This is a genomic window from Achromobacter sp. 18P8.1.1 (genome assembly GCF_057799415.1).
The window spans coordinates 205,589-229,532 of record NZ_JBYOKH010000003.1 but is presented as its reverse complement, the minus strand read 5'-3'; the positions used below and the strand labels follow the sequence as shown (position 1 = coordinate 229,532).

Here is a 23,944-nt window from a genome sequence, read left to right as displayed (position 1 = left end):
GCCTAGCCCGGCTGCGCCAGCAGGCGCTGGATCTCGGCCTCGGTCTCGGCATAGTTGCCTTCGCCAAAATGGCGGTAGACAATCTGGCCTTGCTTGTCGATCAGATAGACCGCCGGCCAGTACTGGTTGCGATAGGCCTCCCACGTGGCATAGCGGTTGTCCTGCGCCACCGGGTACGTGATCTTGAAGCGTTCCAGCGCCTTCTGGACGTTGGGCGTCGAACGCTCGAACGGGAACTCCGGCGTGTGCACGCCCACCACGACCAGGCCCTGGTCCTTGTACTTCTGATGCCAGCTGGTGACGTACGGCAGCGTGCGGATGCAATTGATGCAGGTGTAGGTCCAGAAATCCACCAGCACGACCTTGCCGCGTTGCGAGGCCAACGTCAGCGGCGGGCTATTGAGCCAGTTTTCGATACCGGTGAATTCAGGCGCGGGAACAGGCGTGCCAGCAGCCTGCGCAGCGCCCGGCACCACCGACGCCGCCAGCGACGTAGCAAGCAACGCGCCCAGCGCGATCTTCTTCATGGAAGCAAACATGGTCGGACTCCTTGGGGTCAGGGGAGAAAGGTCAGTTGAAAAGGTTGCTGATCCAGGCGTAGGCCAGGATGTCGTACTGGAAATAGATGGCGGCCGCGGTCAGGACCAGCAGCACGCCGAAGCCCTGTTGCAAGCGATGCGTGTAGCGCGACAGCCCGCGTACCCGAGCGGTGATGGCCTGGCCGCCATAGGCGATGGCCAGCATGGGAATGCCGGCGCCGATGGCGAACACCAGCAGCAAGGTGCTGGATTGCGTCAGGTCCTGCGCCTTGGCGGCCAGCACCAGGATCGATGCCAGCACGGGGCCCGCGCAGGGTGTCCACACGGCGCCCAGCGACAGCCCCAGCAGAAAGCCGCCCGCATTCCCGCTACCGGCTCCGCCGGCGCTGAACGCCAGCTGCTGCAACGGTCCGCCAAAGCGCGCGATCAGACGGTCATAGGGCTGCGGCCAGATCCGCACCAACCCGAACAGCGCCAGCAACGCCACCGAGGTGGACCGCACGGCTTCATGCACCGAGGCATTCAGGTTTGACAGCAGGCTGAGCGCGATGCCCAGGCCAGCGAACGCCAGTACGAAGCCGGACACGACAAACAAGGGACGCATCCGGTCAGAACGTTCCAGCGAGGTGCCAAGCAGCACCGGCAACAAAGGCAGCACGCACGGCGACGCGATGGTCAGCATGCCGGCCAGCAGGGCGATGGGGGTGTTGATCAGGTCCATGGGGTGTCCTTTGGAAAGAGGCCCCATTGCACCCGCGGCACGTATCCGGCTTGTGCCCGATTGGCGCAGTTTTTCCTGCTTATGTATCCGCTGCTGGCGCGTATACAGTACGACACACATCCCGGCTCGGGCGGCGCTATAAACCGTTCACCGCAGTCTGTGGAGCCCTTCCGATGAAACGCTTTCTTGCCGTCCTGTTGCTGCTGTTCGGCGGCTTTACCGCCGAAGCCGCCAAGCCATTCCAGTGCCAGCTGATCACCAATTCCCGCCCGCGCCGGGATCCCCTGCCCCCGGTATCATGAACGGCACGCCCTCCCACCCCAGAAAGGCATCCGCAGATGGATCACGTTGATCACGTCATGATCGTCGACGACGATCGCGAAATACGCGAGCTGGCCGGCAACTTCCTGAAGAAGAACGGCCTGGCCGTCACGCTGGCGGCCGACGGCCGGCAGATGCGATCGCTGCTGGAAAGCCTGTCCGTCGACCTCATCGTGCTGGACATCATGATGCCCGGCGACGACGGCCTGGTGCTGTGCCGCGAGTTGCGCAGCGGCAAGCACCGCCGCATCCCCATCCTGCTGCTGACGGCGCGCAGCGACGACATGGACCGCGTCATCGGCCTGGAAATGGGCGCCGACGACTACCTGGTCAAACCCTTCGTGGCGCGCGAACTGCTGGCGCGCATCAAGGCGATCCTGCGCCGCACGCGCATGCTGCCGCCCAACTTCCAGGTAACAGAGCCCGGCCGCGAGATCGCGTTCGGCAACTGGCGGCTGGACACCACCGCGCGCCATTTGCTGGATGCCGATGGCACCATCGTGTCGCTCAGCGGCGCCGAATACCGGCTGCTGCGCGTCTTTCTCGACCATCCGCAACGGGTGCTGAATCGCGACCAGTTGCTGAATCTGACCCAAGGCCGCGACGCCGACTTCTTCGGCCGGTCCATCGACCTGCTGGTCAGCCGCCTGCGCCAGCGCCTGCGCGAAGACGCACGCGAACCGATGTATATCAAGACCGTGCGCAGCGAAGGCTATGTGTTCTCGGCCACCGTCGACGTCTCGGAACCCGACCAGTGACTGCCGCCGCCCCGCGCCGCTTCCCTTGGCCGGGCACGCTGGTCGCGCGCCTGTTCCTGATCTTCCTCGTCGGCCTGCTGCTGGCGTACGGCCTGTCGTTCGCGTCGTTGTTCTACGAACGCTACAGCGCCACCAAAACCATGATGCTGGGCGACCTGGAACGCGACGTCGCCATCGCCATGGACATCCTGGACCGCCTGCCCGCTGCCGAACGCCCCGCCTGGCTGCCTCGCCTGTCCAGCGGCAACCGCGAATACCAGCTGGGCAACGGCGATGCAGACCAGCCGCTTGAACTGGATGCGGCCCGCAGCGTCGCGCAGTCCATCCAGGCAGCATTGGGCAACGCCCGCCCCGCAACGATACGGGCCATGGCGGACGACCCCCGCCATATCCAGGCGCGCGTCCTCTTGTCCGATGGGCAGCCCGTGATCCTGGACATTCATCTGTCGTCAATGCGCCCCGCGCCATGGCTGGGCGTCGTGCTGGCGGTGCAACTGCTGCTGTTGATCGGCTGCGCCTGGCTGGCCGTGCGCCTGGCGGTGCGTCCGCTGACGCGGCTGGCGCGCGCCGCCGAAGCGCTGGATCCGAACGCCAAGAGTCCCCTGCTTAGCGAACACGGCCCCGCCGAAGTGGCAAATGCTGCGGTCGCCTTCAACGCCATGCAAACACGCATCGCTGCCCACGTGGCCGAACGCATGCAGATACTGGGCGCCATCTCGCATGACCTGCAGACGCCGATCACCCGCATGAAGCTGCGCACGGAATTCATGGACGCCTCGGTCGACCGCGACAAGCTGGCGCAAGACCTGAACGAAGTGGAGCGCCTGGTGCGCGAAGGCATCGACTACGCCCGCAGTGCCCACGGCAAGGTGGAAACGCCCGTGCGCGTGGAGCTGGCCGCGTTTCTGGAAAGCCTGGTCTATGACTACCAGGACACCGGCAAAGCGGTCAGCCTGTCGGGCGACAGTGCCGGGCCGCTGTCGACCCGTCCACACGCCTTGCGCCGCGTGCTGGGCAATCTGATCGACAACGCCCTGAAGTTCGCGGGTGCGGCAGAAGTCCGTGTGGACGCTGCCGAAGGCGGTCCCGTGTCGATCTTCGTGCTGGACCGGGGGCCTGGCATTCCCGCGCATGAAATGGATGCCGTGCTGCAACCCTTCTATCGCCTGGAAAGCTCGCGCAACCGCGACACGGGCGGCACCGGCCTGGGGCTGGCCATTGCACAGCAATTGGCGGCAGTCCTAGGCGCGAAGCTGATCCTGAGCCCCCGCGACGGCGGCGGCCTATCCGCTGAACTGCGCATCGCCCGCTAGCGGCAACCCTGCCCCAGGAGCTCCCCATGAAACGCCTCTTCGCCCTCGCTCTACTGGTAGCGGCATCCACGGCGGGCGCAGCGCCCGCCAGCACGGTTGAAATCCTGTCGACCGGGCAGCAATTTGCCGAAGGCACTATCTTCGTCGGCTCGACGCTCTACTACGTGGACTACGGCCGCTCAGCCGTCTACCGCCTGGAGGACAAGCAGCCCCGGCAAGTCTGGCGGCAGGCCGGCAGCGGCGCCAACGGCTTGGTCCAGGACGGGGAAGACCTGCTGGTGGCGGGCTACGACAACGGCACCATCGTGCGCATCAGCCAAACGGGAGACACCCTCGCCGTCTATGACCACGACGATGCGGAACGCCCCTTTGTCCTGCCCAACGATCTGGCGTCGGACGGGCGCGGCGGCATCTACTTCACCGCATCGGGCGACGAGGGCGACACACTGGGCAAGGTCTACTATCTGGCGCCGGGCGAACTGCCGCATGAAGTCGCCGGCGATATCCACAACGCCAACGGATTGGTGGTCTCGCCCGACGGCAAGACGCTGTATGTGGCGGAGAGCAGCACCGACCGCCTCTTCCGCTTTGATATCGGCGCCGGTGGCACCCTGTCCCACAAACAGGAATTCCTGGCGCTGGATACCGTGCTGGCCGATGGCGTCAATCCGCGCCATACGCCCGACGGCGTCCGCATCGACCGGCAAGGCCGGCTCTTCGTCAGCCTGTATCACGGAGGCGGTTTCGCCGTATTCGCACCGGACGGCAAACTGCTGGCGCGGGTGGACCTGCCCGGTCAACATCACGCGAACCTGGCCTTGACGCCCGATGAAAAGTTCGTGGAAGGCACCATCGCCAACGACAGCGAGGTCGACGGCTACCTTGGGGCGTTGTACCGCGTCGCCAATCCCGTATCAGGCGGCTGAGAGCGCGCCCGACTTCAAGAGGGGCGCCAAGATGCCCGCCGTGTAGACCCGCGCCACCTTCTCCAGAAACGCCGTGAAGTCGGTCTTGGCGGCGTGGTCGGCGCGATCGGAAATCACGCGCATCACCGCAAACGGAATGCCGAACTCATAGCAGACCTGCGCCATCGCCGCGCCTTCCATCTCGACGCACAGCGCATCAGGCAAGCGCTTGCGCAATGCCTGGGCCTCGTCATTGTGGCTGACGAAGATGTCGCCGGTCGCGATCAACCCCGCATGGACCTTGGGCTGCGCAAGCGTGGCGCCCGCGGTATCGCCCGCTGCCCCGTAGCGCCGGACGAAGTCCTGGGCGCTGTCGTGTAGCAGCTTGCTCAGGGCGGCATCCGACTCGAACTGCACCCGGCCCAACAAAGGGATCTCGTGCTGGCCGAACAGCGGCCGGGCGTCCATGTCGTGCTGCATCAAGGTATTGGCCACCACCACGTCGCCCACGTCCACATTCGGATGCAGGCCGCCCGCCAACCCCGTGAAGATCACCTTCGACACCTGGAACTCCCGGATGACGATAGACGCCGTCGCTGCCGCCGCCACCTTGCCGATACGGCTGAGGGCGATGACGCATGGCGTACCCCACAACGTCCCCACGTGAAAATCGCGCATGGCGATACGGTGAATCGTCGCGCCCGGGTCCATCGCCGCCAACAGATCGGCGATTTCTTCGTGCAACGCGCCGAGGATGGCGAGACGTTCCATGGTGTCCTTTTTTGATCAATGCGTGAAAGGCGAAACATACTCGATCGTGGCCCATTTCTGAATCCCCCCTCGATAACCGAAGGCTTTGTATCGCAGCGTATCCGCCGAACGCGCCGATACACGAGCATGCGAGCCGGGATTCACACGACACATGGCGGATACACCCGCTTGATGCAATGCAGGCTCTCAAAACAAGTCCCTCAACGTCGCGGCCTGGCCGCAACCTTAGATCAGGAGCCATTATGGCCAAGCAACTTGAACAAGTGCTGTACACCGCCCACACCCACACCACCAGCGGCCGTGACGGCGCCGGCCGCAGCAGCGACGGCGCGCTGGACGTGCAACTGAGTCCGCCCGGATCGGGCAAGCCCGGCACGAATCCCGAACAATTGTTTGCGGTGGGGTATTCCGCCTGCTTCATGGGCGCCATGCGCCGCGCCGGCGCCACGCATGGCATCGCCATTCCCAAAGATGTCGCCATCGACGCCAGCGTGTCGCTGGGCAAGGTCGATAACGGCGAGAACTTTGCGCTGGGCGTGGTGCTGGCGGTGTCGCTGCCCGGCTTGGAGGATGACCAGAAGCGGCTGCTGGTGGAAGGCGCGCACCAGATGTGCCCGTATTCGCGCGCGATCAAGGACAACGTGGACGTGCGGTTCGAGATTATTTAAGACAAAAAAAAACCCGGCGATTTCTCGCCGGGGACGTCCCTGCACACACAACACAGCTTGCTCAGTTCGGGAACACCTTGATCTGGTCGCTTTTCAGCACGTCCGGCGTCAGGCTCTTGTCGATCCAGGCCATCGAGGTGTCCTCCACGCCCGGGGTGACCAGTTCGGCCGGCACGATGGTGATGTCGCCCAGCACCTTGAACGGGTACTTGTCGCTCTTCTTGGTCACGCCGAACAGTTGCGCTTCCAGGCCCTGGCCGTCGGCGCGGTGCATCTTGACGTCGCGGCCGTATCCCTTGAAGGTCACGTCGTGCATGGCGGCTGCCACTTGTTCCGGGCTGGGCCAGGCGCCGCCGTTGTCCTTGATGGCTTTTTCGTAGCCGGCTTTCAGGCCCTGGATGGCTTGCACCATGTGGTAGACCGAGTAGATCGGGTAGGCGCCGGTCTTGTCGTGGAATTTCTTCACGAAAGCCTGGTGTTGCGGATCGTCCTTGGTTTCCGGATGCAGGAAGTAGTGGTCGCCGCGAGCGCCCACGTATACGCCTTCAGGCAAGGCGTTGCCCAGGCGTTCCAGTGAGCTTTCGGCCAGCGACAGCACGAAGGTGGAGTTCTTGAACAGGTTGCGCTGGGACGCCTGGCGCACGAAGTTGTCCAGGTCGCCGCCCCATGAGGTGGACACGATGACGTCCGGGCGCAGCGCCTGCAGGCGGCTGATCTCGGTGGAGAAATCGGCGGCGCCGAACTTGGGGAACATCTCGGCCACGACCTTGACGTCCGGCTTGAACTTCTTCAACGCGGCCAGGAAGATGTCGCGCGAATCGCGGCCCCAGGCGTAGTCCTGGTTGACGATGGCGATGGTCTTGAAGTCGGGCTTGACCTTCATCAGGTACAGGACCTGGGCGACCATTTCCGTGGTGGCGTTGGCCTGGGTGCGGACGACGTACTTGTATTTCTTGCCTTCCAGCGCCTTTTCCGTGCCGCAGTCCCACAGCACGTTCAGCACCTTCAGGTCTTCGGCCACGGGTGCGACGATGTTGCAGTGGCCGCTGGAGATGGCCGACAGCATGACGCGGGTGCCGCCTTCTGCCAGGCGCCGGTACTCGGACAGCAGCTTTTCACCGCCGCCGCCTTCGTCGATGTAGCTGGGCACCAGTTTGACGCCGTCGATGCCGCCGGCGGCGTTGATGTCCTGGATCAGGATCTCGGCCGCGTCGCGGGCCGGCACGCCGAACACCGATGCCGACCCCGACAGGAAGGTCGAGATACCGATGTTCAGTTCCTTGGGCTTGTCGGCGGCGCCCGCAAGCGCCGTGAAGCCTGACAGCAGGGTGGCGCCCAAGAGGGCAGCCAGTCTTGAGGTTTTCATGGTCTTGTCTCCAGTGTTGTAGTCGGGTCTATGCCCTTAGAAAACGATGGCGTCGCGCAGGCTGCCGCCGGTAGCGAGGTGATCGAACCCCTCGTTGATCTGGTCCAGCGAAAAGGATTTGCCCATCATCCGGTCCACCGGCAACTGGCCGGCCTTGTACAGGTCGATATACCGGCTGATGTCGATGGCGGGCACGCCCGAGCCCAGGTAGCTGCCGCGGATGTCGCGCTCTTCGCCCACCATCTGCGACAGCGACAAGGGAAAGCTGAATTTGGGGTTGGGCAGGCCCGACGTGACGGTGGCGCCGCCGCGGCGGGTCAGTTTGTAGGCGGTCTCGAACGCGGGTACGGCGCCGGCCATGTCAAAGCCGTAGTCGACGCGGCCGCCGGCCAGGTCGAAGAGGTCGGCGTCCGTCTTCACCTGTTTGGGGTTGACGATATGGGTTGCGCCCAGCTCCTTGGCCAAGGCCAGCTTTTCGTCGCTGAGGTCGACCGCGACCACGCGGCGTGCACCGGCGGCCACGGCCGCCAGCAAGGCGCTTAATCCCACGCCGCCCAGGCCGACGATGGCGGCGGTGTCGCCGGCCTTGATGCGCGCACGGTTCAGCACGGCGCCGGCGCCCGTCAGCACGGCGCAACCGAAGAGCGCCGCTTCGCGATGGCTGAGTTCAACGTTGACCTTTACGCAGGACCGGCGCGACACCACCGCGTATTCCGCGAAGCAGGACACGCCGGTGTGGTGGTTGATGTATTCGCTGCCGATATGCAGGCGGCGGTCGCCACCCAGCAGGGTGCCTTGAGTGTTGGCGGCGGCGCCCGGCTCGCACAGCGCAGGCCGGCCTTCCATGCAAGGGTTGCAGCAGCCGCAGCTGGGCACGAACACCATGGCGACGTGGTCGCCCGACTTCAGGTCCGTGACGCCGGGGCCGGTTTCCACGACCTCGCCGGAGGATTCGTGGCCCAGCACGATGGGCACGCCGCGCGGGCGGTCGCCGTTGATCACCGACAGATCGGAATGGCACAGCCCCGCCGCCTTGATCTTCACCAGCACTTCGCCCGTGCCGGGCGGGTCCAGTTCGATCTCGGTGATGCTCAATGGCCGGGTCTGGGCGTAGGGGCCTTCCACCCCTACGTTACGCAACAACGCCGCTTTGATTTTCATGCGCCTGACACCCACGGTAGAGAGAAGACGCCCCGGCCTGTGCGGGGCCTGTCGAAAACGATCAGACGGTACGGCCGCCGTCCACGGGGAATTCCACGCCGGTGATGAATTCCGCCGCGTCACTGGCCAGGAATAGCGCCGCCGCCGCCACGTCCGACGGCTGGCAGAAGCGGCCCAGCGGGATGGTGGAGACGAACTTGGCGCGGTTCTCGGGCGTGTCGGGCAAGCCCATGAACAGTTCGAACATGCCGGTAATACCCATCACCGGGCAGATGGCGTTGACGCGGATGCCGTCGGGGCCCAGCTCCACCGCCATGGACTTCGACAGCACGTTGACGGCGCCTTTGGACGCGTTGTACCAGCTGAGGCCCGGCCGCGGACGGATGCCGGCCGTCGAGCCCACGTTCAGGATCACGCCGCGCTTTTGCTTGCGCATCACCGGCACGACTGCCTGGGCCATGTGGTAGATCGACTTCACGTTGATGTCGAACATGCGGTCGAACATGGCCTCGTCCACATCCAGCATCGGCTGATTCTTGTGGGTGATGGCGGCGTTGTTGACGACGATGTCGACCGAGCCGAACTTTTCTTGGCAGACGCGCACCACGTTGTCGATGTCGGCGCGGCTGGACACGTCGGCCTTCACGGCCAGCGCGGCGGCGCCGACTTCGGCCGCCACGCGGTCGGCGGCTTCCTTATTGATGTCGGCGATGACGACCTTCGCGCCTTCCTTGGCGTACAGCTTGACGATGCCTTCGCCGAAACCACTGCCGCCGCCCGTGACGATAGCAACCTTGCCTTGCAACTGACTCATGACTTGTCTCCGGATAGCTTGGCGATCACTCGCCATAGAATTGGATGATCGTTTTGGTCGTGCTCATTTCTTCCAGCGCGATAAAGCCCTTCTCGCGTCCGTGGCCGCTTTTCTTGACGCCGCCAAACGGCAGTTCCACGCCGCCGCCCGCGCCGAATCCGTTGATGTAGACCTGGCCGCACTTGATGCCGCGCGCGATGCGTTGCTGGCGCCCGCCGTTCTCGGTCCAGACGGCGCCCAACAGGCCGTAGTCGGTGGCGTTGGCCAGGCGGATGGCGTCGGCCTCGGTATCGAAGGGCAGCGCCACCAGCACGGGTCCGAAGATCTCTTCGGTCAGCAGCGTGCTGTCGTGCGACGGGGCGCTGAACAGCGTGGGTTTGACGAAGTAGCCGCCCGTCGGCACGCCGTCGGCGATGGCGCCTTCGGCCGCCACCTTCAGGCCGTCCGCCAGGCCCTTGGCGATGTAGCGGTTGACGCGGTCGAACTGCGCCTTGTTGACCACAGGGCCGCAGGTCAGGTCCATGTCCGGGGTGCCAGCGCGCACCTTGGAGAACTCCTCAGCCAGTGCCTTCATGAAATCGGCGTAGATGCCCTTCTGCACCAGCAGGCGGCTGCCGGCCGTGCAGGTCTGGCCTGCGTTGTGGACGATGCCTTTCACGATGGCGGGAATGGCCAGCTTGTAGTTCGCGTCGTCGAACACGATATGGGCGGACTTGCCGCCCAGTTCCAGCACGCACTTGACCGCGTTGACGGCGGCGGCCTGCTGGATCAGCACGCCGACCTCGTTGGAACCCGTGAAAGTGATGAAGTTGATGTCGGGATGGCGCGACAGGCTCGCGCCCGCCTCTTCGCCCAGGCCTGTGACAATGTTCAGCGCGCCGGCCGGAAAGCCCACTTCCAGCGCCAGTTCGGCCACGCGGACGATCGAGAGGCAGGCGTCTTCGGCAGGCTTGACCACGCTGGCGTTGCCCATGGCCAGCGCCGGGGCGACGCTGCGGCCGAACATCTGGGCCGGGTAGTTCCAAGGGATGATGTGGGCGGTGACGCCCAGCGGTTCACGGATCAACTGGACCGAATAGTCCTTCTGGAACGGGATGGCCTGGCCGTGCACCTTGTCGGCCGCGCCGCCGTAGAACTCGAAGTAGCGCGCCAGCACGGTGATGTCAGCGCGGGCGGTGAACATCGGCTTGCCGGTGTCGCGCGATTCCAGTTGCGACAGTTCTTCGTGGTGCGCCAGCACGGATTCGCCCAGGCGCAGCAGCAGGCGCCCGCGCTCAAGCGCCGTCATGCGGCCCCAGTCGCCCTCCAGCGCGGCGCGTGCGGCCTGCACGGCGGCGTTCACGTCGGCCTGCTGGCCGCGCGGGATGGTGGTGAACACCTTGCCGTCCACCGGCGACACCACGTCGATGGTGCGTCCGTCTGCGGCATCGGCCTGACGGCCATCGATAATCATCTGCGTCATGGAAAGTCTCCGGGTATTCAATTCAAGGTGATCGAGCCGCGCTCGATCGTCCATATCTGGTCGGGGATGTCGCCAAGCAACTTCACGTTGGACTCGGTGATCACCACGCATAGGTCGGGTTGCAGCTCTTTCAGACGCGCCAGCGCTTCCGTGTAGTCGCGCGCCAGCTTCGGGGCCAGGCCCTGGAAGGGCTCGTCCAGCATCAAGAGGCGGGTGCCGACCATGATGGCGCGTGCCAACGCCACCATCTTTCCCTGGCCGCCAGACAGCGCGGACCCGGAACGGTCCAGCATCGGCGCAAGCTGCGGCACCACCTTCAGCACCGTGGCGATGCGCGCGGCGATCTCGGCCTTGGACTGGCCCTGCACTTCGCACGGCAGGTTCAGGTTTTCTTCCACCGTCATGGTCGGGAAGATCACGCGGTCTTCGGGCGCGTAGCCCACTTTCAACGCGGCGCGCTTGTGGCCGGGCAAGGCGGTCAGGTCCGTGCCGTCGAAGGCGATCTTGCCGGACTTGATCCGAGTCAGGCCCATGATGGTGCGCAGCAGCGTGGTCTTGCCCGCGCCGTTGCGGCCCACGATGCCGATGGTCTTTGACGGTTCGAAGCTGGCGCTGACGTCGCGCAGGATGCGGTTGCCCGCCAGGTCGACATTGATGGCCGATAGATTCAACATGGTTCAGGCCCCCAGCACTTCGCTTTTGATCTGCGGGTTGTTCAAGACCTCCGCCGGTGTGCCGTCGGCGGCCACCTTGCCCGCAATCCAGGCCGCGACCCGGGTGGCATAGCGCGACACGATGTCCACATCGTGCTCGACGAACCAGCTGGTCACGCGGCGTTCGTCCAGCGCATGCATCACGGTTTCCATCAGCGCGAACTTGTCTTCGGACGCGACCCCGCTGGTGGGTTCGTCCATGATCAGCAGCTTGGGCTGCAGGGCCAGCGCCATGGCCACGTCCAGCAGCTTGCGTTTGCCTTCGGGCAGTTCGATGGACGCTTCGTCGGCTTCAGGCAGCAGGCCCACCAGGTCCAGCGTGGCATCCACTTCCTTTTCGTCGATGGTGCTTTCCAGCGAACGGAACCAGCTGAGCTCCTTGTTGCGGCGGGCGGCGGCGATCTGCACGCACTGGCGCACCGTGTGCTCGGTGAAGAGTTGCGGCAGCTGGAACGACCGGCCCAGCCCCAGGCGCACGATCTTGCGCGGCGCCATGGCGGTAACGTCGCGCCCGTCGAAATACACCTTGCCCTTGGACGGTGCCAGGTAGCCCGTGCAAATGTTGATGAAGGTGGTCTTGCCGGCGCCGTTCTGCCCGATCACGGCCAGCCGTTCGCCTTCGTGCAATTCGAAATCGATGTTGTCGGCCGCGACGACGCCGCCGAAGGCCAGATACAGGCCGGTGGTTTGAATGAGGGGTTTCATCTTCAGTTCCTCACCGAGGCTTGCGCATTGGCCTGGACCCGGGCCGCCACGGTGTCGTTTGCGCGTGCCTGCGCACGGGCCAGGTCCCGCTTCTGCGTGGCAACGCGCTTCATGATCTGGCCCACGAATCCGGTGGGGAACATGAAGATCACCAGGATCAGCGTCAGGCCCAGCAGGAACTGCCACAGGCCGGGGAAGTACGCGGCAGACACCAGCTTGACCGTTTCAAAGCCCACTGCCCCCAGGAATGCGCCCGCCGCATGGCCGGCCCCGCCCAGGATGGTGATGAATACGAACTCGCCCGAACGCAGCCACGAACCGATCTCGGGGGTGACCAGGCCCTGCATCAAAGCCAGAATGGCGCCCGAGAAACCCACCACCACGGCCGACAGCAGGTAGCCCTTCCACATGATGAAGTACGCGGAAAAGCCCAGGTATTCGATGCGCGTTTCGTTCGTCTTGATGGCCGAGAGGGCCTGGCCGCTACCCGACCGAAAGTAGCGCTGCACCCACCAGGCCAATGCCATCGACAGCACCAGCGTCAGCACCAGCAGCGCACGTTCGAACGACTCGCGCTCCATCAGGACGCCGGCCATGGAGGGGCGCACGATGCGCAGGCCGTCCGAACCGCCCGTCAAGGTGTAGAGCTTGCCCAGCAGCGCGAACAGCACCATGCTCAGCGCCAGGTTCAGCATGCCGAAGAAGATGCCGCGGTAGCGCACCACGAACAGGCCGATCACGATGGCGGCCACGAAACTGGCTGCGACGCCCGCCAGGATCAGCACCAGCGCATCGGTGCCCGGCATGGCGCGCGCCAGGAAGGCCACGGTATAGGCCGAGATGCACGAATACATTGCGTGGCCGAACGAGATCTGGCCAGCGCGGGCCATCACCGACACACCAAGCGCGGCAATGGCGTAGGTCAGGCCGATGACGATCGGCGTGATGGTCCAGGAATAGGTATAGCCCAGGAATAGCGTGACCAGCGCGGCCACGAGGCTGAGGACGGCAACTTTCATCAGATCCTCCGAGCCTGGGCGACGGTGAACAGGCCATGCGGCCGGATGATCAGCACCAGCACCATGATGATGTATGGCACTGCCACTTCCAGTTCAGGTGCGGCGTACACGGCGATGGCGCGGATGATGCCGATCAACAGCGCGGCGATCAGCGCGCCGGTGATCTGGCCCAGGCCTGCGGTGGCGACGACGGCGAACGACAGCACCGTCATGTCCGTGCCGGCGCCCGGCACCAGCGACGTGGTGGGGGCCGCCAGCGCGCCACCCAGGGCGCCCAGGATGGTGGCGATCACAAAGGTGACGTATCCGATCTTCTTGGCGTTGATGCCCAGCGACGTCGCGACCTCGCGGTTGTGCGTGGTGGCCACCGTCTGCTTGCCCAGCTTGGTGTGACGCAGGAAGAACTCCAGGCACACGTAGGCCAGCACGGCCGTCACCGGCACCACCACCAGTTGGTAGGTCGTGTAGGTGATGTCGCCGATTTCGATGTTGCCCAGCCGGTTGACGACTTCGCTGGCGCTGTAGGGCTGCGCGCCCCACAGCAGGCGCTGGATGTCTTCCAGCATCAGGAAGCCGCCGAAGGTGATCAGCAGCTTGAGGATGGGGTCGTAGTTCTGGGCCCGGCGGATCAGCACGAATTCCATGATGCTGCCCAGCGCCAGGCCGACGGCGATGGCCGCCACGAACAGGGCGGCGAACAACAGGATGGGGGAGTCGGTCTTGGGCGCCAGGAACATGACGAGGCTTGCCGCGGCATACCCGCCGAAAGCATAGAAGGCGCCGTGGGCGACGTTCAGGATGCCCATCACACCGAACACCAGGGTTAACCCCATCGACACCAGGAACAGCAGACTGGCGTACGCCACGCCGTCCACCAAGGCGAGAGGCAGTAGATCCAAGGTCAAGCGTCTTCTCCCAATACGCTAAGCACCTGCCGCAGCGGTGGACGTGTTGCCGCGGCAACGTGGATCCCCTGCACGGCGGTACGGGCATGTCGCCCTGGACGCGCTGGCGCGCCCTTGTCTCGTTATGGACCTTGCCGTGCTTGTCTCCGATGCGACGCGGAGCAGGCCGGAAGGCGTTTATGTGGACGGTTCCGCCGGCGGTTGACGTCGCCGATTCGTACCCGTCCGATAATGGAATCGAAGTATAGGTACGCCCCTATTCAGCGCCTATTTATCTTTGTGCAAGCCGGGTTTCACAAGCGATAGAGTGGGTCCAGACTACGGGCTTTCCGCACCCGGGTTTACCTGAAGCATCGCCGCCATCGGCGCCCGCGTCTGGTAGTCGGGGATGATGCGGATGTGCGGCTCATCGGGCAATTGCACATAACGGCCTAGCCCATCCGGCGCAAGCGCGCCCACCGCCATTCGGGCGAGCCCCACACCGCCGGCATCGCGGATGTCGATCCGCAATTGGGGCGGGTTCAATCCATACGACTGATCGTCGTGAGGCGTCAGGACGCGGTCGCTGCGGGCTTGTGAAAACAGGGCCAGGAACGCTGCGGCATCAAACCCCGCCGCGCGGTCCGCCGGCGCTGCCGCCCAGCCTTGGCCGCCGCGCGTCAACGTCACCGCGGCAGCGGGCGTGGCCAGCGTGACTTGCACGGCGTCTCCAGCGTCCCAGGAATACAGCCGCGCCGGCTTGCCGGCGTCATCGTGCAGATGCGTGTGGCCGCCGTGTCCGGCCGGCGCCTCCGTGGCCTCGTGCCACTGCCAGGCCGACAGCCCCACACCGGCCGCCAACAACAGCGGCCACAGGGCACGTGCCGGCTTCATCGGCGCCTCCACCACAATACGAGTCCGGTCATCAGCGCCAGCAAGGGCAAGGCCACCGTGCTGGTCCAGAACACCGTGCGCATCTGCCGGTTGGTAAGTTCGACGCGGCGGCCTTCGTAGTGGCGGGGCCGGATCGTCAGCAGCGCATCCTGGCCCGCCAGCAGCGTCACCGCGCTGGTGAACAGCGCGCCATTGCCCAGCGTGGCGAAATGCCGGTTGGTGGCAAAGTCGCTGTCGCCCGCCACCAGCAAGGTCGGGTGCGCGTCCCCGTCCGCGTTGGCTGCCTGCGCGTTGCGCGTGGCCAGCGCCATCAGGGTGTAGCGCGAAGGCGCTTGCCCAGGCAGATGCGCCTGGCTGGACGTTTGCGCCAAGGGGGTCACGACGACGCCTTTGGGCAGGCTGTCGCCAGCCGGCTCCAGGCCCGCTGCGCCGGGAAAGAAGCTCAAGGGCAAGCCGCGCGTCATCTTGTGGCGGGTGTAGTCGCTGACAGCGGGGCTGCCCGGATCATTGCGGTAATGGCTGCCCGGATCCGCCAACGCCCCAGGCGGCCGCGCGATGCCGAAGTCGGCCAGCAAGGCGTCCAGGCCATGACGCGTGTCCGGCTCAAGCAACAGCAGGGTCTTGCCGCCCGCGGCCGTCCAGTCGCGCAGCGCCTGCGCGTCATCGTCGCCAAATGGCGTGCGCGGTCCGGCCGCCACGACGACCGCGCAGGCAGGCAGCGCTTGCGCCAGGCTGCCGGCATTCACGCCGCGGGTGGCAAACCCCAAGGTCTGCAAGGCGTTGCGGGCCATCGCCATACCGTGCTGTTCGTGGACTTCGACGCGGGCCACCAGGTTTTCATCGTCGCCGTGGTCTTCCAGGTCGTCCAGCGACGTCAAGCTGTCCAGCATGGCTTCGCGGTGCCCCTGCGTGAAGCAGACCGTTTGCGCGCCGCGCTGGCTGATGCGGATCAACGCATTGGTGAAGTCGGTTTCCGTGCCGCCGTTGATCGTCAGCTTGCGGCGATCGGCCGTCAGCACGGCGCTGCCCGCGAACTGGATGCCCGCTTCGCGCGCCTCGGCCGGCCGCAGCGCCGGGTCCACACCGCGCACCCGGATCAGCGGATTGGCGTGCTCGTACTGGCGCAGCAGTTCCAGCGCATCGACCATGCTTTTGTTGCGCAGGTCGTAGAACCACGTCACCTCGACGGGCTGCTTCACCTGGCGCGCCACCTCGATGCTTTCCGGCGCCAGGCTATAAAGCCGTTGCGCGGTCAGGTCCACGCGCCCCAGGTTGCGGGCCGCCCACAGATTCAGCGCCAGCAGCAGTGCGGCCACCACTAACACCGGCAGCCACAGCGACAGGCGTTTGCCCGCACGGCGCCATTGCGCACGCGGCATCATCGCAGCCTCCAGCGCTTCAGATTGACGGCCGCAATCATCAGCGCCAGCACGGCAACGCTGGCCAAGGTCAAGGTTGCCGGCCCAGGCAACACGCCCCGGATGAAGTCCACGTGCTGCGCCGACAGCGACAACGCCTGAAAGAACGGCGACAGCGCCGGGAACGCATCGAGCGCCGCGGGATAGTCGATGAACCACAGCAGCACCAGGATGCCCCAGGTGGCGCTGGCCGCCACGATCTGGTTGGTGCAGGCGCTGGATACCGCGATGCCGATCGCCAGGAACAGCGCCCCGTAGAGAAACACGCCGATGTATCCGCCCAGGATCGGACCATAGTCAGGCTGCCCGTACCAGGCCAGCGGCAACACGGCGGCGGTCGTGCCCGCCAGCATCAGCGCCAGCACGGTCAGCCCTGCCGCGTACTTGGCGGCCACCAGCGCCGCATCCGACAGCGGCAGGGTCAGCAGCAGTTCCAGCGTGCCCTGGCGCGCTTCCTCCGCGAACGCCCGCATGCTGACCAGCGGCATCACCAGGATCAGCAAAATCGTCATGTTGTGGAATGCCGTCACCATCTGGCCGGTGCTGACGAAAAACAGGTTGAAGCTGAACAGGTAGCCCGACAAGGCCCAGAACACAGCCACCACCACCAACGCCACCGGCGACCCGAAATCCGTGCGCAGCTCTTTCCGGTACAACGCGGCAAACCCTGTCATGCCCGTCTCCGCATCAAAGGGTCGTTGGGCGCCAACGCGGCCAGCAGGCGAGTTTCCACCGCGTCGTGCAGGGTCAGCACGGCACGCAGTTCGGCGTGCGCCAGCGCAATGCGCAGCACCGCGTCGCAGGTGGCGCCGCCCGCGTCCGTATCCCAACTGATGCGCCACTTGCTCAGTTCGCCGTCCAGCGGGACGGCATCCACGCCGCGCACGCCCGGGCAGGCCGACAAGGCGGCAAGCAGGGCGGCGTGGCGGGCCGCCGGCAAGGCCAGTTGCAATTGCAGGGCCGCCTGCACCCCGCCCAACACCGTGTCTTCCACCAGCCGGCCCTGGCGCAGGATGGCGATACGGGTGCACAGCGCCTCCACTTCTTGCATCAGGTGACTGCTGAACACGACGGCGCGGCCTTCAGCGCAACGGCGGATCATGGCGCGCGCCTCCACGATCTGCACCGGGTCCAGGCCATTGGTGGCCTCGTCCAGCAGCAGCACCGGCGGGTCGTTCAGCACCGCCTGCGCCAAGCCCACGCGCTGGCGCTGGCCCTTGGAGAGCCGGCCGATTACCGTGCGCGCCACCCCTTGCAGATCAAAGCCGTCAATGGCGCGCTCGATGGCCTGGCGGCGCGCACGCGCCCCGCCCGCCACTTTGACGCCCGCCCCGAACTCCAGGTACTGCGTCACCGTCAGCGTGTCGTACAGCGGTGCGCGTTCCGGCAGATAGCCGATGTCTGCGTTGCCACGTCCCGGCGCCGGTTCGCGCCCGCGAATCGTGATGCGGCCGCTGTCCGGCGCATAGAACCCCGCCATCAGGCGCAAAGTCGTGGTCTTGCCGCTGCCGTTCGGTCCCAGCAGGCCCACGATTTCGCCCGGCCTGACCGACAGGCTTAGCGAATGCAGGACCTGGCGGGGCCCGAACGACTTGCAGACCTCGTGCAAGGCAACTGCGGGCTGCATGGCGTGGCCCGTCAGTCGAAGACTTTCGTCTTGGCGTTCTGCGCGTGCTGCTCCGCGTCATGGCTGTACCAGAGCTGGCCCTGACGCGCATCGCGGATCTGCTTCAAGCGATCTATGGCCTGCATGGACGCCGCCGTGTTCCAGGTGATGCCGGGAATCACGCCTGCTTCGTTCTCGCCCGTATAGATGGCATCCGCCGCCAGTAGCACCGTGCCCGTGTTCTTCAGTTTCACCTGCAGGGACTGGTGGCCTTGCGTGTGTCCCTTGGTGTCCAACAGCACGATGGTGCCGTCGCCGAACAGGTCGAAGTCGCCTTCCACCTGGATGAAGTCGTAGTCGCGCGTGGTGTCGAAATCCTTCATCACATAGGCGGCGCGCTGGAACTTTTCGGGCCACCAGGCGGCGCGCAGTTCGGCCTTCTGCACGACGTGCCTGGCCTTGGGGAACATCTTGATGTTGCCGGCGTGGTCCAGGTGGAAGTGCGAGTAGACGACGTACTTCACGTCGCTGACGTCAAAGCCGGCCGCCTTCAACTGGCGGTCCACGACTTCGTCGCGTCCCTGGATGGAATTGAAGGCGCCGCACAGGCCCTGCCCCCAATAGTTGGCGCAGTTGCCGTCGGCGGTGGCCTGGTTCATGCCGGTGTCGAACAGCACCAGCCCGCGCGGATGCTGGATCACATAGGCCGGCACGGGGATCTTGATCTTGGTGCCCACATCCACCATGGCGGTCATGAAACCTTTGTCCAGCTCGATCTTGCCAACCGAAAGCTGCATTAGCTTGATGTCCGGCGGCGCATCGGCGGCCTGCGCGCCACCCGCTGCCATCACTGCCACCGCGCCCACTGCACCTACCGCACCCAAAAACGACTTCCAGCTCTTGCTCATTGTTGTCTCCTCGGACCAACAGGGGGAGCCGACGCCTGATGGCGGCAGCCGATAGCAAGCAACCCGGTGTGTCCCGGATTTCTATTGATAGGGGTGTGCTGTGCGGGGCTGACTGCCGGACGGATAAGCTCGCCGGCCGAGACGGCGTCTTGGTGGCCGTTGACTCTGTTGCGCACTCTGACGCAGCGCCGAAGGACTGCCAATTAAGCTTTCATTAAGCTGGGTTTCACGGCGCCTGAACTCGGAAGAACCCCTAGACGCCAGGCAGTGGCCGTCCAACCCATTGGACGTGACCGGGTCGGCACAACGGTGCCATCCCATGTCACACTGCGGCGGTATCCATTGCCCTGAATTCCACCGCATCATGAATCAGCCCTTCACCCCTCCCAGCTACCGCAGCGCGCCTGACGTGAACTGGGCGACCGCAGACCTGTGCGACAGCTGCCTGGATCAGCCCGCCGCGGGGCTGCGCGTCCTGCCGCCCGTGTTCCGCCCCTATGGCGCGCCGACGTGGTATTTCGGCCAGGTGGTGGCGGTGCCTTCGCCCGTGGCGGACGGCGCCCTGTCGCTGGCCAGTTTGCTGGCCGAACCGGGACACGGGCGCGTGCTGGTGGTGGATGGCTTGGGCAACGCGGGCCACGCAATCCTGGGGGACCGGATGGCGGGCATGGGCGCGCAGAACGGATGGGCTGGCGTGCTGATCAACGGCTACGTGCGCGACATCACCGTCCTGGCGCGCATGCCGCTGGGCGTGCATGCGCTGGGCGCGGTGCCCAACCGGGCCCCGACGCTGACGACGGCCGCCGCCGGCGACCAGGTGCGGATCCAGGGCATCGACATCCGCACGGGAGACTGGCTCTACGCCGACCCGGACGGCATCATCGTGCTGTCTTGCCGTCACACGGCGCTGGCAACGGAATAAGCCTTCAGGCCGCGTACCCGGCCTGCAATTCCGCGAACGACATCAGCTTGCCGGCCAGGGCGCTGGCCATGACGGTGGGCGGACTGCCCAGCCACACGCTGCCCGGGCCGGAACGGCCGGGGAAGTTCCGATTGATGGCACTGATGGTGACCTGATCCGGATCGGTGGATGACCCCGGGCCACAATTGGCACAGGCGCCGCACGACGGTTGCAGGATGCGCGCGCCAATGGCGGCGAAGGTCCGGTCATACCCTTGCGCCACGCAATAGTCGCGCACGGCCGTGGTGCCGTATTGCAGATAGAGCGTCACGCCGTCTGGCAGCGTCAGGCCGCGCGCCACGGCCCAGGCCAGCACGTGGTGATATGCATCGAAATCTTCACGCTTGCCAGCGGTGCAGGAGCCTCCGTAGGCGATATCGATGCGCGGCCGGGCCTGCAGACTGGAAAGCGGAATGCCATTGCCCGGATCCCCCGGCGCGGCTACCAGCGGCGACAGGGCCTGGCAATCCACGCGCAAGGTGGCCGCATAGACGGCATCGGGATCGCTATGCATCCAGGGCTCGATCACCACGTCCACGCCGCGGCGTTCGCGCAGGAAGCGGACGGTTTCGGCGTCGGGCGCCACAATGCCGGTCAGCCCGCCCAATTCGGCCGTCATGTTGGTCAAGGTGGCGCGTTCGTCGACGGACAGGCCCGCAATGGCGTCGCCCGTGAACTCGAACACCTTGCCTACTCCCGCGCCGGCGCGGATTTCGGGCAAGGCCAGCAAATGCAGCACGATGTCTTTGGCCGTCACCCCCGGCGGCAAGGCACCCGCAAGGTCGACGCGCAGCGACGCCGGCATCGTCAGGCGCACCGCGCCCGTCACGAAGGCGTTGGCCATGTCGGTTGTGCCGACACCGAACGCCACGCACCCCAGCGCGCCGCTATGGGGCGTATGCGAATCGGTGCCCACCACCACCTGCCCCGGCAGCGCGTAATGTTCGGCCATCATCGCATGCGAAATGCCCGCCACGTTGGCCCCCGGATCCTGCGCGGCTTCGGACTCGGTCAGGGTGCGGTGATGCCGCAGTTGGTAGGCGTCGACGAAATCGCGCTGCGCCTGGCACATGACGCGGACGTTGGGCACGATGCCGGCCCTGACGTGGTTGGGGCTTTCCTCGACATACGAGGTATGGTCTTCGAACACCACGATGCGCGCCGGATCGACGAGCCGCAGCGGACGGCCAAAACGCGCGTGCAGCATGTGCGCGGCCATGCCGGTGTAGTACTCGTGGATGAAACGCCAATCCGCCCGGAGGAACACCCCCGCGCCTTGCTGCGCGTCGCGGGGGGTAACAGGCGTTTCCAGCAAATGGCGCCGGATGATTTTCTCGAAAAGCGTGCGCGGCGCATCCCCTTCTGTTGCCTGGGCTGGCCCCTTGTCACCCGCCCGCCCCTGCCCCACGTCTTGCAAGTGCGCCTGCCCGAACGCCAGCAAGCCGCCCGCCCGCACGATGGCGGCTGACAAGGCGTCGCGGCCCGCCACGATCTCGTCCACGGTGATCGGCTCGCCGCGCTGCAGGCGCGCCACCAGGCCCAGATCGGTACTGGTGTACAAGCCGATGTTGTCTGCATTCTGCCGATAGATGCGTTCAAAGCTCTCGGCGATGACCAAGCGCACGCCGGCCGACTTTTCGGCCATGGGGCTGTGTTCACGCGACGAGCCCTTGCCGTAGCGCTTGCCGGCCACCACCACATTGACGCCGGCCCGCTTGATCGCATCGATGCCGATGGGGCGCGCCGTCCCCGCCGCAAGGCCGGTGTAGGGATAGCGCCCCAGCTTCTCGTCGAAATGCGTCAGGATCGGCACCGGCGTGATCTCGTCGGTGGAAATGTCATCGCGCAACGGGACGGCAGACGGTGATCCGCTGGCGGCCCCGTCCAACTGCGCGGCGATGCCGGCAGGGTCTTGCGACAAGAACAGCAATCGGGCGGGTGCATCAAGCACGCCAGCCGGTAACGCCACAGCAGCAGTCATAACCTGTCCAATCCTTATTCCGCCGTCACCGCCGCCGCCTTGACCAGCGCCTGGCTCTTGGTGATTTCCGCGTTCAGTGTCTGCACCGCCTGTTCGGTGCTGCTGCCCTGCGCCACGAAGCCCTGCGGCGACAGCGTCTTCAGCACGGCCGGGTCAGCCATGGTCCGTTGGGTCGCGGCCTGCAACGTTCGCACCAGATCAGCCGGCAGCTTGGCCGGGCCGATCAGCGAGATCCAGGCGTCATACGAATAGTCCTTTACCCCGGACTCATCCAGCGTGGGCACGTCGGGCAGCGCCGCCACGCGCTGGGGCGTGCTCACGGCCAGGGCGTGCAGCTTGCCGGCCTGCACCTGCGCCAGCACCGACGGCACGGCCAGGAACGCCACCTGGATCTGGCCGGACATGACATCCGTGATCAACGCGTTGCCGCCGCGGTACGGGATATGCATCATGTCCACGCCCGCTTTGGATTTCAGCAGTTCCCCTGCCAGATGCAGCACGCTGCCATTGCCCGACGACCCGTAATTGATCTTGCCGGGTTGCGCGCGGGCGGCGGCCAGCAGGTCGCCGATCGTGCGGTACGGCGAGTTCTCGGCCACGACCATGACCAGCGGCGTCGTGCCGATGACCGAAATCGGCGTGATGTCCTTCACCGAGTCGTACGGCATGCTCTTGTACAGGCTGGGGTTGATGGCGTGGTTGGACGATACGATGGCCAGCGTGTAGCCGTCGGGCTTGGCGGCCACCAGCTGGCGCGTGCCGGGGATGCCCGCGGCGCCCGCCAGATTCTCGACGATCAGGGGCTGCGCGAGCGTCTTGCCCAGGTTTTCCGCCACCACGCGGGCGACGACGTCGGCGGTGGACCCCGGCGATGTCGGCACGATCAGGCGGATAGGATGGTCGGGGTAGCCCGCCGCCTGCGCGGACGCCGCGGGCAGCAAGGCGCTGAATGCAAGCGTACAGCTCGCCAGGAATCTGGTGGGGGTGTTCATGTTGTCTCCGTATCGTCGCAGCGGGGTCTGTCTGCCCCGGCTTGGGCTGCGCCCGCGAGTCACGTCAAAGGCGCGCTTTGACTATAAGGAGCCGGCATCGATTGCCGAAGTGTCGTCTCGGCAAGCCAGCCATCTCGAATGGAGATGCCGGATCAGCCTTGCTGGGCCAGGAACTTGACCAGCGTTGCCGCGGTAGCCGACAACTGGCTTTCGTCAGGGAATACGATGCAAAGCTGCCGCCGCGCCCACTCGTCGGACAGGGGTCGCACCACGACGTCCAGCGATTGCAGATAGAGTTCGGCAACTTGCTGCGGCATCACGGCGATGCCAAGGCCCGCATGCGTCATGCGGCACAGCGCATCCAGGCTGGCCACGCGGATCTTCACTGCCAGGGTCGCGCCCAACGCCTGGGCTTGCGCCGCCAGCAGCTGTGTCAGCGCGCTGTTTTCGCGCAGGCCCACAAAGGTTTCGCCCGCAATATCCTGCAGGCTCAGCTGCCGCGCGGAGGCTTTGGGATGCTGCGACGGCAGCATTACCGCCAGCCGGTCGCGCCGGTAGGGCAGTTGCGTAAGACCCTCAGCGCCCGCGATGCGGTTGCAGATGCCGAAGTCCGCGGCGCGCTCGCGCACCAGGCGCAGCACGTCGGGGCTGTGCTGCTCTTCCAGATCGATGTCCACTTCGGGAAACAGGCGTTGAAACGCCGCCACGTCTTCGGGCAGGAACTGCACGATGGCCGACAGATTGGCGACCACCCGCACATTGCCCTTCACCCCTGCATAGAAGCGCGACAGCTCCGCCCCCATGGACTCGACGTCGCCGATGATCTGCTGCGCATGTCGCAGCACCGTCTGGCCGGCGGGCGTGACGCTCACGCCGCGCGTATGGCGCTCGATCAACGGCAGCCCCACCAATGACTCCAACTCCGCAATGCGCCGGCTGACGGCGGACGGCGCGATAAACTCGCGTTCGGCCGCCCGCGCGATGCTGTTCTCTTGGCAAACGGCCACGAACAGGCGAAGCGAGGTCAGATCAAGTTTGCGCAGGAGGTTTTCCATGGCCGGGCG

25 protein-coding genes are annotated in these 23,944 nt (G+C 65.7%); 6 read left to right on the top strand and 19 right to left on the bottom strand.

The genetic code is table 11. The features are described 5' to 3' along the window. Window positions 1-2 precede the first annotated feature (2 nt). Together AC27VE_RS04155 and AC27VE_RS04150 are read right to left on the bottom strand one after the other, a co-directional pair. Window positions 3-539 carry a thioredoxin family protein gene (locus AC27VE_RS04155; protein ID WP_488703113.1) on the bottom strand — a complete coding sequence of 179 codons (537 nt, stop codon included), beginning with the start codon at window positions 537-539 and terminating at the stop codon, window positions 3-5. Between the two features lie 31 nt (window positions 540-570). Further along, entirely contained in the window at window positions 571-1,260 is a 690-nt protein-coding gene (locus AC27VE_RS04150) for a cytochrome c biogenesis CcdA family protein (RefSeq protein ID WP_488703112.1), read from the bottom strand. Between the two features lie 173 nt (window positions 1,261-1,433). Between AC27VE_RS04150 and AC27VE_RS04145 the strand changes: the two genes are divergently transcribed. From AC27VE_RS04145 to AC27VE_RS04130, 4 genes are read left to right on the top strand one after another with little or no spacing between them, the layout of a single operon-like run. Then, the gene (locus tag AC27VE_RS04145) at window positions 1,434-1,562 is read left to right on the top strand and encodes a hypothetical protein (protein WP_267880229.1); all 129 of its coding nucleotides are present in this window, start codon (window positions 1,434-1,436) and stop codon (window positions 1,560-1,562) included. 36 nt (window positions 1,563-1,598) lie between these two features. Further along, entirely contained in the window at window positions 1,599-2,339 is a 741-nt protein-coding gene (locus AC27VE_RS04140) for a response regulator (RefSeq protein ID WP_488703111.1), read from the top strand. Continuing rightward, window positions 2,336-3,652: a sensor histidine kinase gene (locus tag AC27VE_RS04135; RefSeq protein WP_488703110.1), complete on the top strand. Its 1,317-nt coding sequence runs from the start codon at window positions 2,336-2,338 to the stop codon at window positions 3,650-3,652. The genes AC27VE_RS04140 and AC27VE_RS04135 overlap by 4 nt, the downstream gene beginning before the upstream one ends. Before the next feature lie 26 nt (window positions 3,653-3,678). Continuing rightward, on the top strand, window positions 3,679-4,578 hold the full coding sequence (locus AC27VE_RS04130; RefSeq protein WP_488703109.1) for an SMP-30/gluconolactonase/LRE family protein: 900 nt from the start codon (window positions 3,679-3,681) through the stop codon (window positions 4,576-4,578). Here AC27VE_RS04130 and AC27VE_RS04125 read toward each other — a convergent pair. Next, entirely contained in the window at window positions 4,567-5,328 is a 762-nt protein-coding gene (locus AC27VE_RS04125) for a 5'-methylthioadenosine/adenosylhomocysteine nucleosidase (RefSeq protein WP_488703108.1), read from the bottom strand. The genes AC27VE_RS04130 and AC27VE_RS04125 overlap by 12 nt on opposite strands. 242 nt (window positions 5,329-5,570) lie before the next feature. Here AC27VE_RS04125 and AC27VE_RS04120 point away from each other — a divergent pair, with 242 nt between their 5' ends. Then, a complete protein-coding gene (locus AC27VE_RS04120; RefSeq protein WP_488703107.1) occupies window positions 5,571-5,996 on the top strand; it encodes an organic hydroperoxide resistance protein in 426 nt (141 codons plus the stop codon). A 61-nt stretch (window positions 5,997-6,057) separates the two neighbouring features. Here AC27VE_RS04120 and AC27VE_RS04115 read toward each other — a convergent pair whose 3' ends face one another. From AC27VE_RS04115 to AC27VE_RS04055, 13 genes are all read right to left on the bottom strand, one after another. After that, window positions 6,058-7,362, bottom strand: a complete 1,305-nt coding sequence (locus AC27VE_RS04115; RefSeq protein ID WP_488703106.1) for an ABC transporter substrate-binding protein — start codon at window positions 7,360-7,362, stop codon at window positions 6,058-6,060. A 36-nt stretch (window positions 7,363-7,398) separates the two neighbouring features. Next, window positions 7,399-8,523, bottom strand: coding sequence for a zinc-dependent alcohol dehydrogenase family protein (locus tag AC27VE_RS04110; protein WP_488703105.1), 1,125 nt, complete (start codon window positions 8,521-8,523; stop codon window positions 7,399-7,401). 61 nt (window positions 8,524-8,584) lie between these two features. Then, complete coding sequence (locus AC27VE_RS04105) at window positions 8,585-9,337, bottom strand: glucose 1-dehydrogenase (protein WP_006222329.1); 753 nt, start codon at window positions 9,335-9,337, stop codon at window positions 8,585-8,587. A 25-nt stretch (window positions 9,338-9,362) separates the two neighbouring features. Further along, entirely contained in the window at window positions 9,363-10,799 is a 1,437-nt protein-coding gene (locus tag AC27VE_RS04100; RefSeq protein ID WP_488703104.1) for an aldehyde dehydrogenase family protein, read from the bottom strand. A gap of 17 nt (window positions 10,800-10,816) precedes the next feature. Continuing rightward, window positions 10,817-11,473 (bottom strand): ABC transporter ATP-binding protein, encoded by a 657-nt coding sequence (locus AC27VE_RS04095; protein WP_488703103.1) that lies wholly within the window; start codon window positions 11,471-11,473, stop codon window positions 10,817-10,819. A 3-nt stretch (window positions 11,474-11,476) separates the two neighbouring features. Continuing rightward, window positions 11,477-12,217: an ABC transporter ATP-binding protein gene (locus AC27VE_RS04090; protein WP_006222332.1), complete on the bottom strand. Its 741-nt coding sequence runs from the start codon at window positions 12,215-12,217 to the stop codon at window positions 11,477-11,479. A gap of 2 nt (window positions 12,218-12,219) precedes the next feature. After that, complete coding sequence (locus AC27VE_RS04085; protein WP_006222333.1) at window positions 12,220-13,236, bottom strand: branched-chain amino acid ABC transporter permease; 1,017 nt, start codon at window positions 13,234-13,236, stop codon at window positions 12,220-12,222. Beyond that, window positions 13,236-14,141 (bottom strand): branched-chain amino acid ABC transporter permease, encoded by a 906-nt coding sequence (locus tag AC27VE_RS04080; RefSeq protein WP_006222334.1) that lies wholly within the window; start codon window positions 14,139-14,141, stop codon window positions 13,236-13,238. Before AC27VE_RS04080 ends, AC27VE_RS04085 begins: the two co-directional genes overlap by 1 nt. Before the next feature lie 318 nt (window positions 14,142-14,459). Continuing rightward, window positions 14,460-15,014 (bottom strand): electron transporter SenC, encoded by a 555-nt coding sequence (locus AC27VE_RS04075; RefSeq protein WP_488703102.1) that lies wholly within the window; start codon window positions 15,012-15,014, stop codon window positions 14,460-14,462. Beyond that, window positions 15,011-16,396 (bottom strand): GldG family protein, encoded by a 1,386-nt coding sequence (locus AC27VE_RS04070; protein ID WP_488703101.1) that lies wholly within the window; start codon window positions 16,394-16,396, stop codon window positions 15,011-15,013. The genes AC27VE_RS04075 and AC27VE_RS04070 overlap by 4 nt, the downstream gene beginning before the upstream one ends. Then, window positions 16,393-17,106 carry an ABC transporter permease gene (locus AC27VE_RS04065; protein ID WP_006222337.1) on the bottom strand — a complete coding sequence of 238 codons (714 nt, stop codon included), beginning with the start codon at window positions 17,104-17,106 and terminating at the stop codon, window positions 16,393-16,395. The genes AC27VE_RS04070 and AC27VE_RS04065 overlap by 4 nt, the downstream gene beginning before the upstream one ends. Next, window positions 17,103-18,059 (bottom strand): ABC transporter ATP-binding protein, encoded by a 957-nt coding sequence (locus tag AC27VE_RS04060; RefSeq protein WP_427955437.1) that lies wholly within the window; start codon window positions 18,057-18,059, stop codon window positions 17,103-17,105. Before AC27VE_RS04060 ends, AC27VE_RS04065 begins: the two co-directional genes overlap by 4 nt. Window positions 18,060-18,070: 11 nt before the next feature. Further along, window positions 18,071-18,946, bottom strand: a complete 876-nt coding sequence (locus AC27VE_RS04055; protein WP_088590758.1) for an N-acyl homoserine lactonase family protein — start codon at window positions 18,944-18,946, stop codon at window positions 18,071-18,073. 364 nt (window positions 18,947-19,310) lie between these two features. On the opposite strand from AC27VE_RS04055, the gene rraA reads away from it, so the two are divergent. After that, window positions 19,311-19,868: a ribonuclease E activity regulator RraA gene (gene rraA / locus AC27VE_RS04050; RefSeq protein ID WP_488703100.1), complete on the top strand. Its 558-nt coding sequence runs from the start codon at window positions 19,311-19,313 to the stop codon at window positions 19,866-19,868. Between the two features lie 4 nt (window positions 19,869-19,872). Here rraA and AC27VE_RS04045 read toward each other — a convergent pair whose 3' ends face one another. The 3 genes from AC27VE_RS04045 to AC27VE_RS04035 form a co-directional block, all read right to left on the bottom strand. Continuing rightward, entirely contained in the window at window positions 19,873-21,888 is a 2,016-nt protein-coding gene (locus tag AC27VE_RS04045) for an aconitase family protein (protein WP_488703099.1), read from the bottom strand. A 14-nt stretch (window positions 21,889-21,902) separates the two neighbouring features. After that, window positions 21,903-22,880 carry a Bug family tripartite tricarboxylate transporter substrate binding protein gene (locus AC27VE_RS04040; RefSeq protein WP_088590761.1) on the bottom strand — a complete coding sequence of 326 codons (978 nt, stop codon included), beginning with the start codon at window positions 22,878-22,880 and terminating at the stop codon, window positions 21,903-21,905. A gap of 152 nt (window positions 22,881-23,032) precedes the next feature. Beyond that, a complete protein-coding gene (locus AC27VE_RS04035; protein ID WP_488703098.1) occupies window positions 23,033-23,935 on the bottom strand; it encodes a LysR substrate-binding domain-containing protein in 903 nt (300 codons plus the stop codon). Window positions 23,936-23,944: the final 9 nt, after the last annotated feature.

Excerpts from the sequence above, each read along its gene's own strand:
- AC27VE_RS04140 (WP_488703111.1), top strand. The coding sequence starts at position 1,599 with ATGGATCACGTTGATCACGTCATGATCGTCGACGACGATCGCGAAATA.
- AC27VE_RS04100 (WP_488703104.1), bottom strand. The coding sequence starts at position 10,799 with ATGACGCAGATGATTATCGATGGCCGTCAGGCCGATGCCGCAGACGGA.
- AC27VE_RS04045 (WP_488703099.1), bottom strand. The coding sequence starts at position 21,888 with ATGACTGCTGCTGTGGCGTTACCGGCTGGCGTGCTTGATGCACCCGCC.
- AC27VE_RS04040 (WP_088590761.1), bottom strand. The coding sequence starts at position 22,880 with ATGAACACCCCCACCAGATTCCTGGCGAGCTGTACGCTTGCATTCAGC.
- AC27VE_RS04145 (WP_267880229.1), top strand. The coding sequence starts at position 1,434 with ATGAAACGCTTTCTTGCCGTCCTGTTGCTGCTGTTCGGCGGCTTTACC.
- AC27VE_RS04150 (WP_488703112.1), bottom strand. The coding sequence starts at position 1,260 with ATGGACCTGATCAACACCCCCATCGCCCTGCTGGCCGGCATGCTGACC.
- AC27VE_RS04130 (WP_488703109.1), top strand. The coding sequence starts at position 3,679 with ATGAAACGCCTCTTCGCCCTCGCTCTACTGGTAGCGGCATCCACGGCG.
- AC27VE_RS04125 (WP_488703108.1), bottom strand. The coding sequence starts at position 5,328 with ATGGAACGTCTCGCCATCCTCGGCGCGTTGCACGAAGAAATCGCCGAT.
- AC27VE_RS04060 (WP_427955437.1), bottom strand. The coding sequence starts at position 18,059 with ATGCAGCCCGCAGTTGCCTTGCACGAGGTCTGCAAGTCGTTCGGGCCC.
- AC27VE_RS04110 (WP_488703105.1), bottom strand. The coding sequence starts at position 8,523 with ATGAAAATCAAAGCGGCGTTGTTGCGTAACGTAGGGGTGGAAGGCCCC.
- AC27VE_RS04085 (WP_006222333.1), bottom strand. The coding sequence starts at position 13,236 with ATGAAAGTTGCCGTCCTCAGCCTCGTGGCCGCGCTGGTCACGCTATTC.
- AC27VE_RS04105 (WP_006222329.1), bottom strand. The coding sequence starts at position 9,337 with ATGAGTCAGTTGCAAGGCAAGGTTGCTATCGTCACGGGCGGCGGCAGT.
- rraA (WP_488703100.1), top strand. The coding sequence starts at position 19,311 with ATGAATCAGCCCTTCACCCCTCCCAGCTACCGCAGCGCGCCTGACGTG.
- AC27VE_RS04035 (WP_488703098.1), bottom strand. The coding sequence starts at position 23,935 with ATGGAAAACCTCCTGCGCAAACTTGATCTGACCTCGCTTCGCCTGTTC.
- AC27VE_RS04090 (WP_006222332.1), bottom strand. The coding sequence starts at position 12,217 with ATGAAACCCCTCATTCAAACCACCGGCCTGTATCTGGCCTTCGGCGGC.
- AC27VE_RS04155 (WP_488703113.1), bottom strand. The coding sequence starts at position 539 with ATGTTTGCTTCCATGAAGAAGATCGCGCTGGGCGCGTTGCTTGCTACG.
- AC27VE_RS04095 (WP_488703103.1), bottom strand. The coding sequence starts at position 11,473 with ATGTTGAATCTATCGGCCATCAATGTCGACCTGGCGGGCAACCGCATC.
- AC27VE_RS04115 (WP_488703106.1), bottom strand. The coding sequence starts at position 7,362 with ATGAAAACCTCAAGACTGGCTGCCCTCTTGGGCGCCACCCTGCTGTCA.
- AC27VE_RS04075 (WP_488703102.1), bottom strand. The coding sequence starts at position 15,014 with ATGAAGCCGGCACGTGCCCTGTGGCCGCTGTTGTTGGCGGCCGGTGTG.
- AC27VE_RS04120 (WP_488703107.1), top strand. The coding sequence starts at position 5,571 with ATGGCCAAGCAACTTGAACAAGTGCTGTACACCGCCCACACCCACACC.
- AC27VE_RS04055 (WP_088590758.1), bottom strand. The coding sequence starts at position 18,946 with ATGAGCAAGAGCTGGAAGTCGTTTTTGGGTGCGGTAGGTGCAGTGGGC.
- AC27VE_RS04070 (WP_488703101.1), bottom strand. The coding sequence starts at position 16,396 with ATGATGCCGCGTGCGCAATGGCGCCGTGCGGGCAAACGCCTGTCGCTG.
- AC27VE_RS04065 (WP_006222337.1), bottom strand. The coding sequence starts at position 17,106 with ATGACAGGGTTTGCCGCGTTGTACCGGAAAGAGCTGCGCACGGATTTC.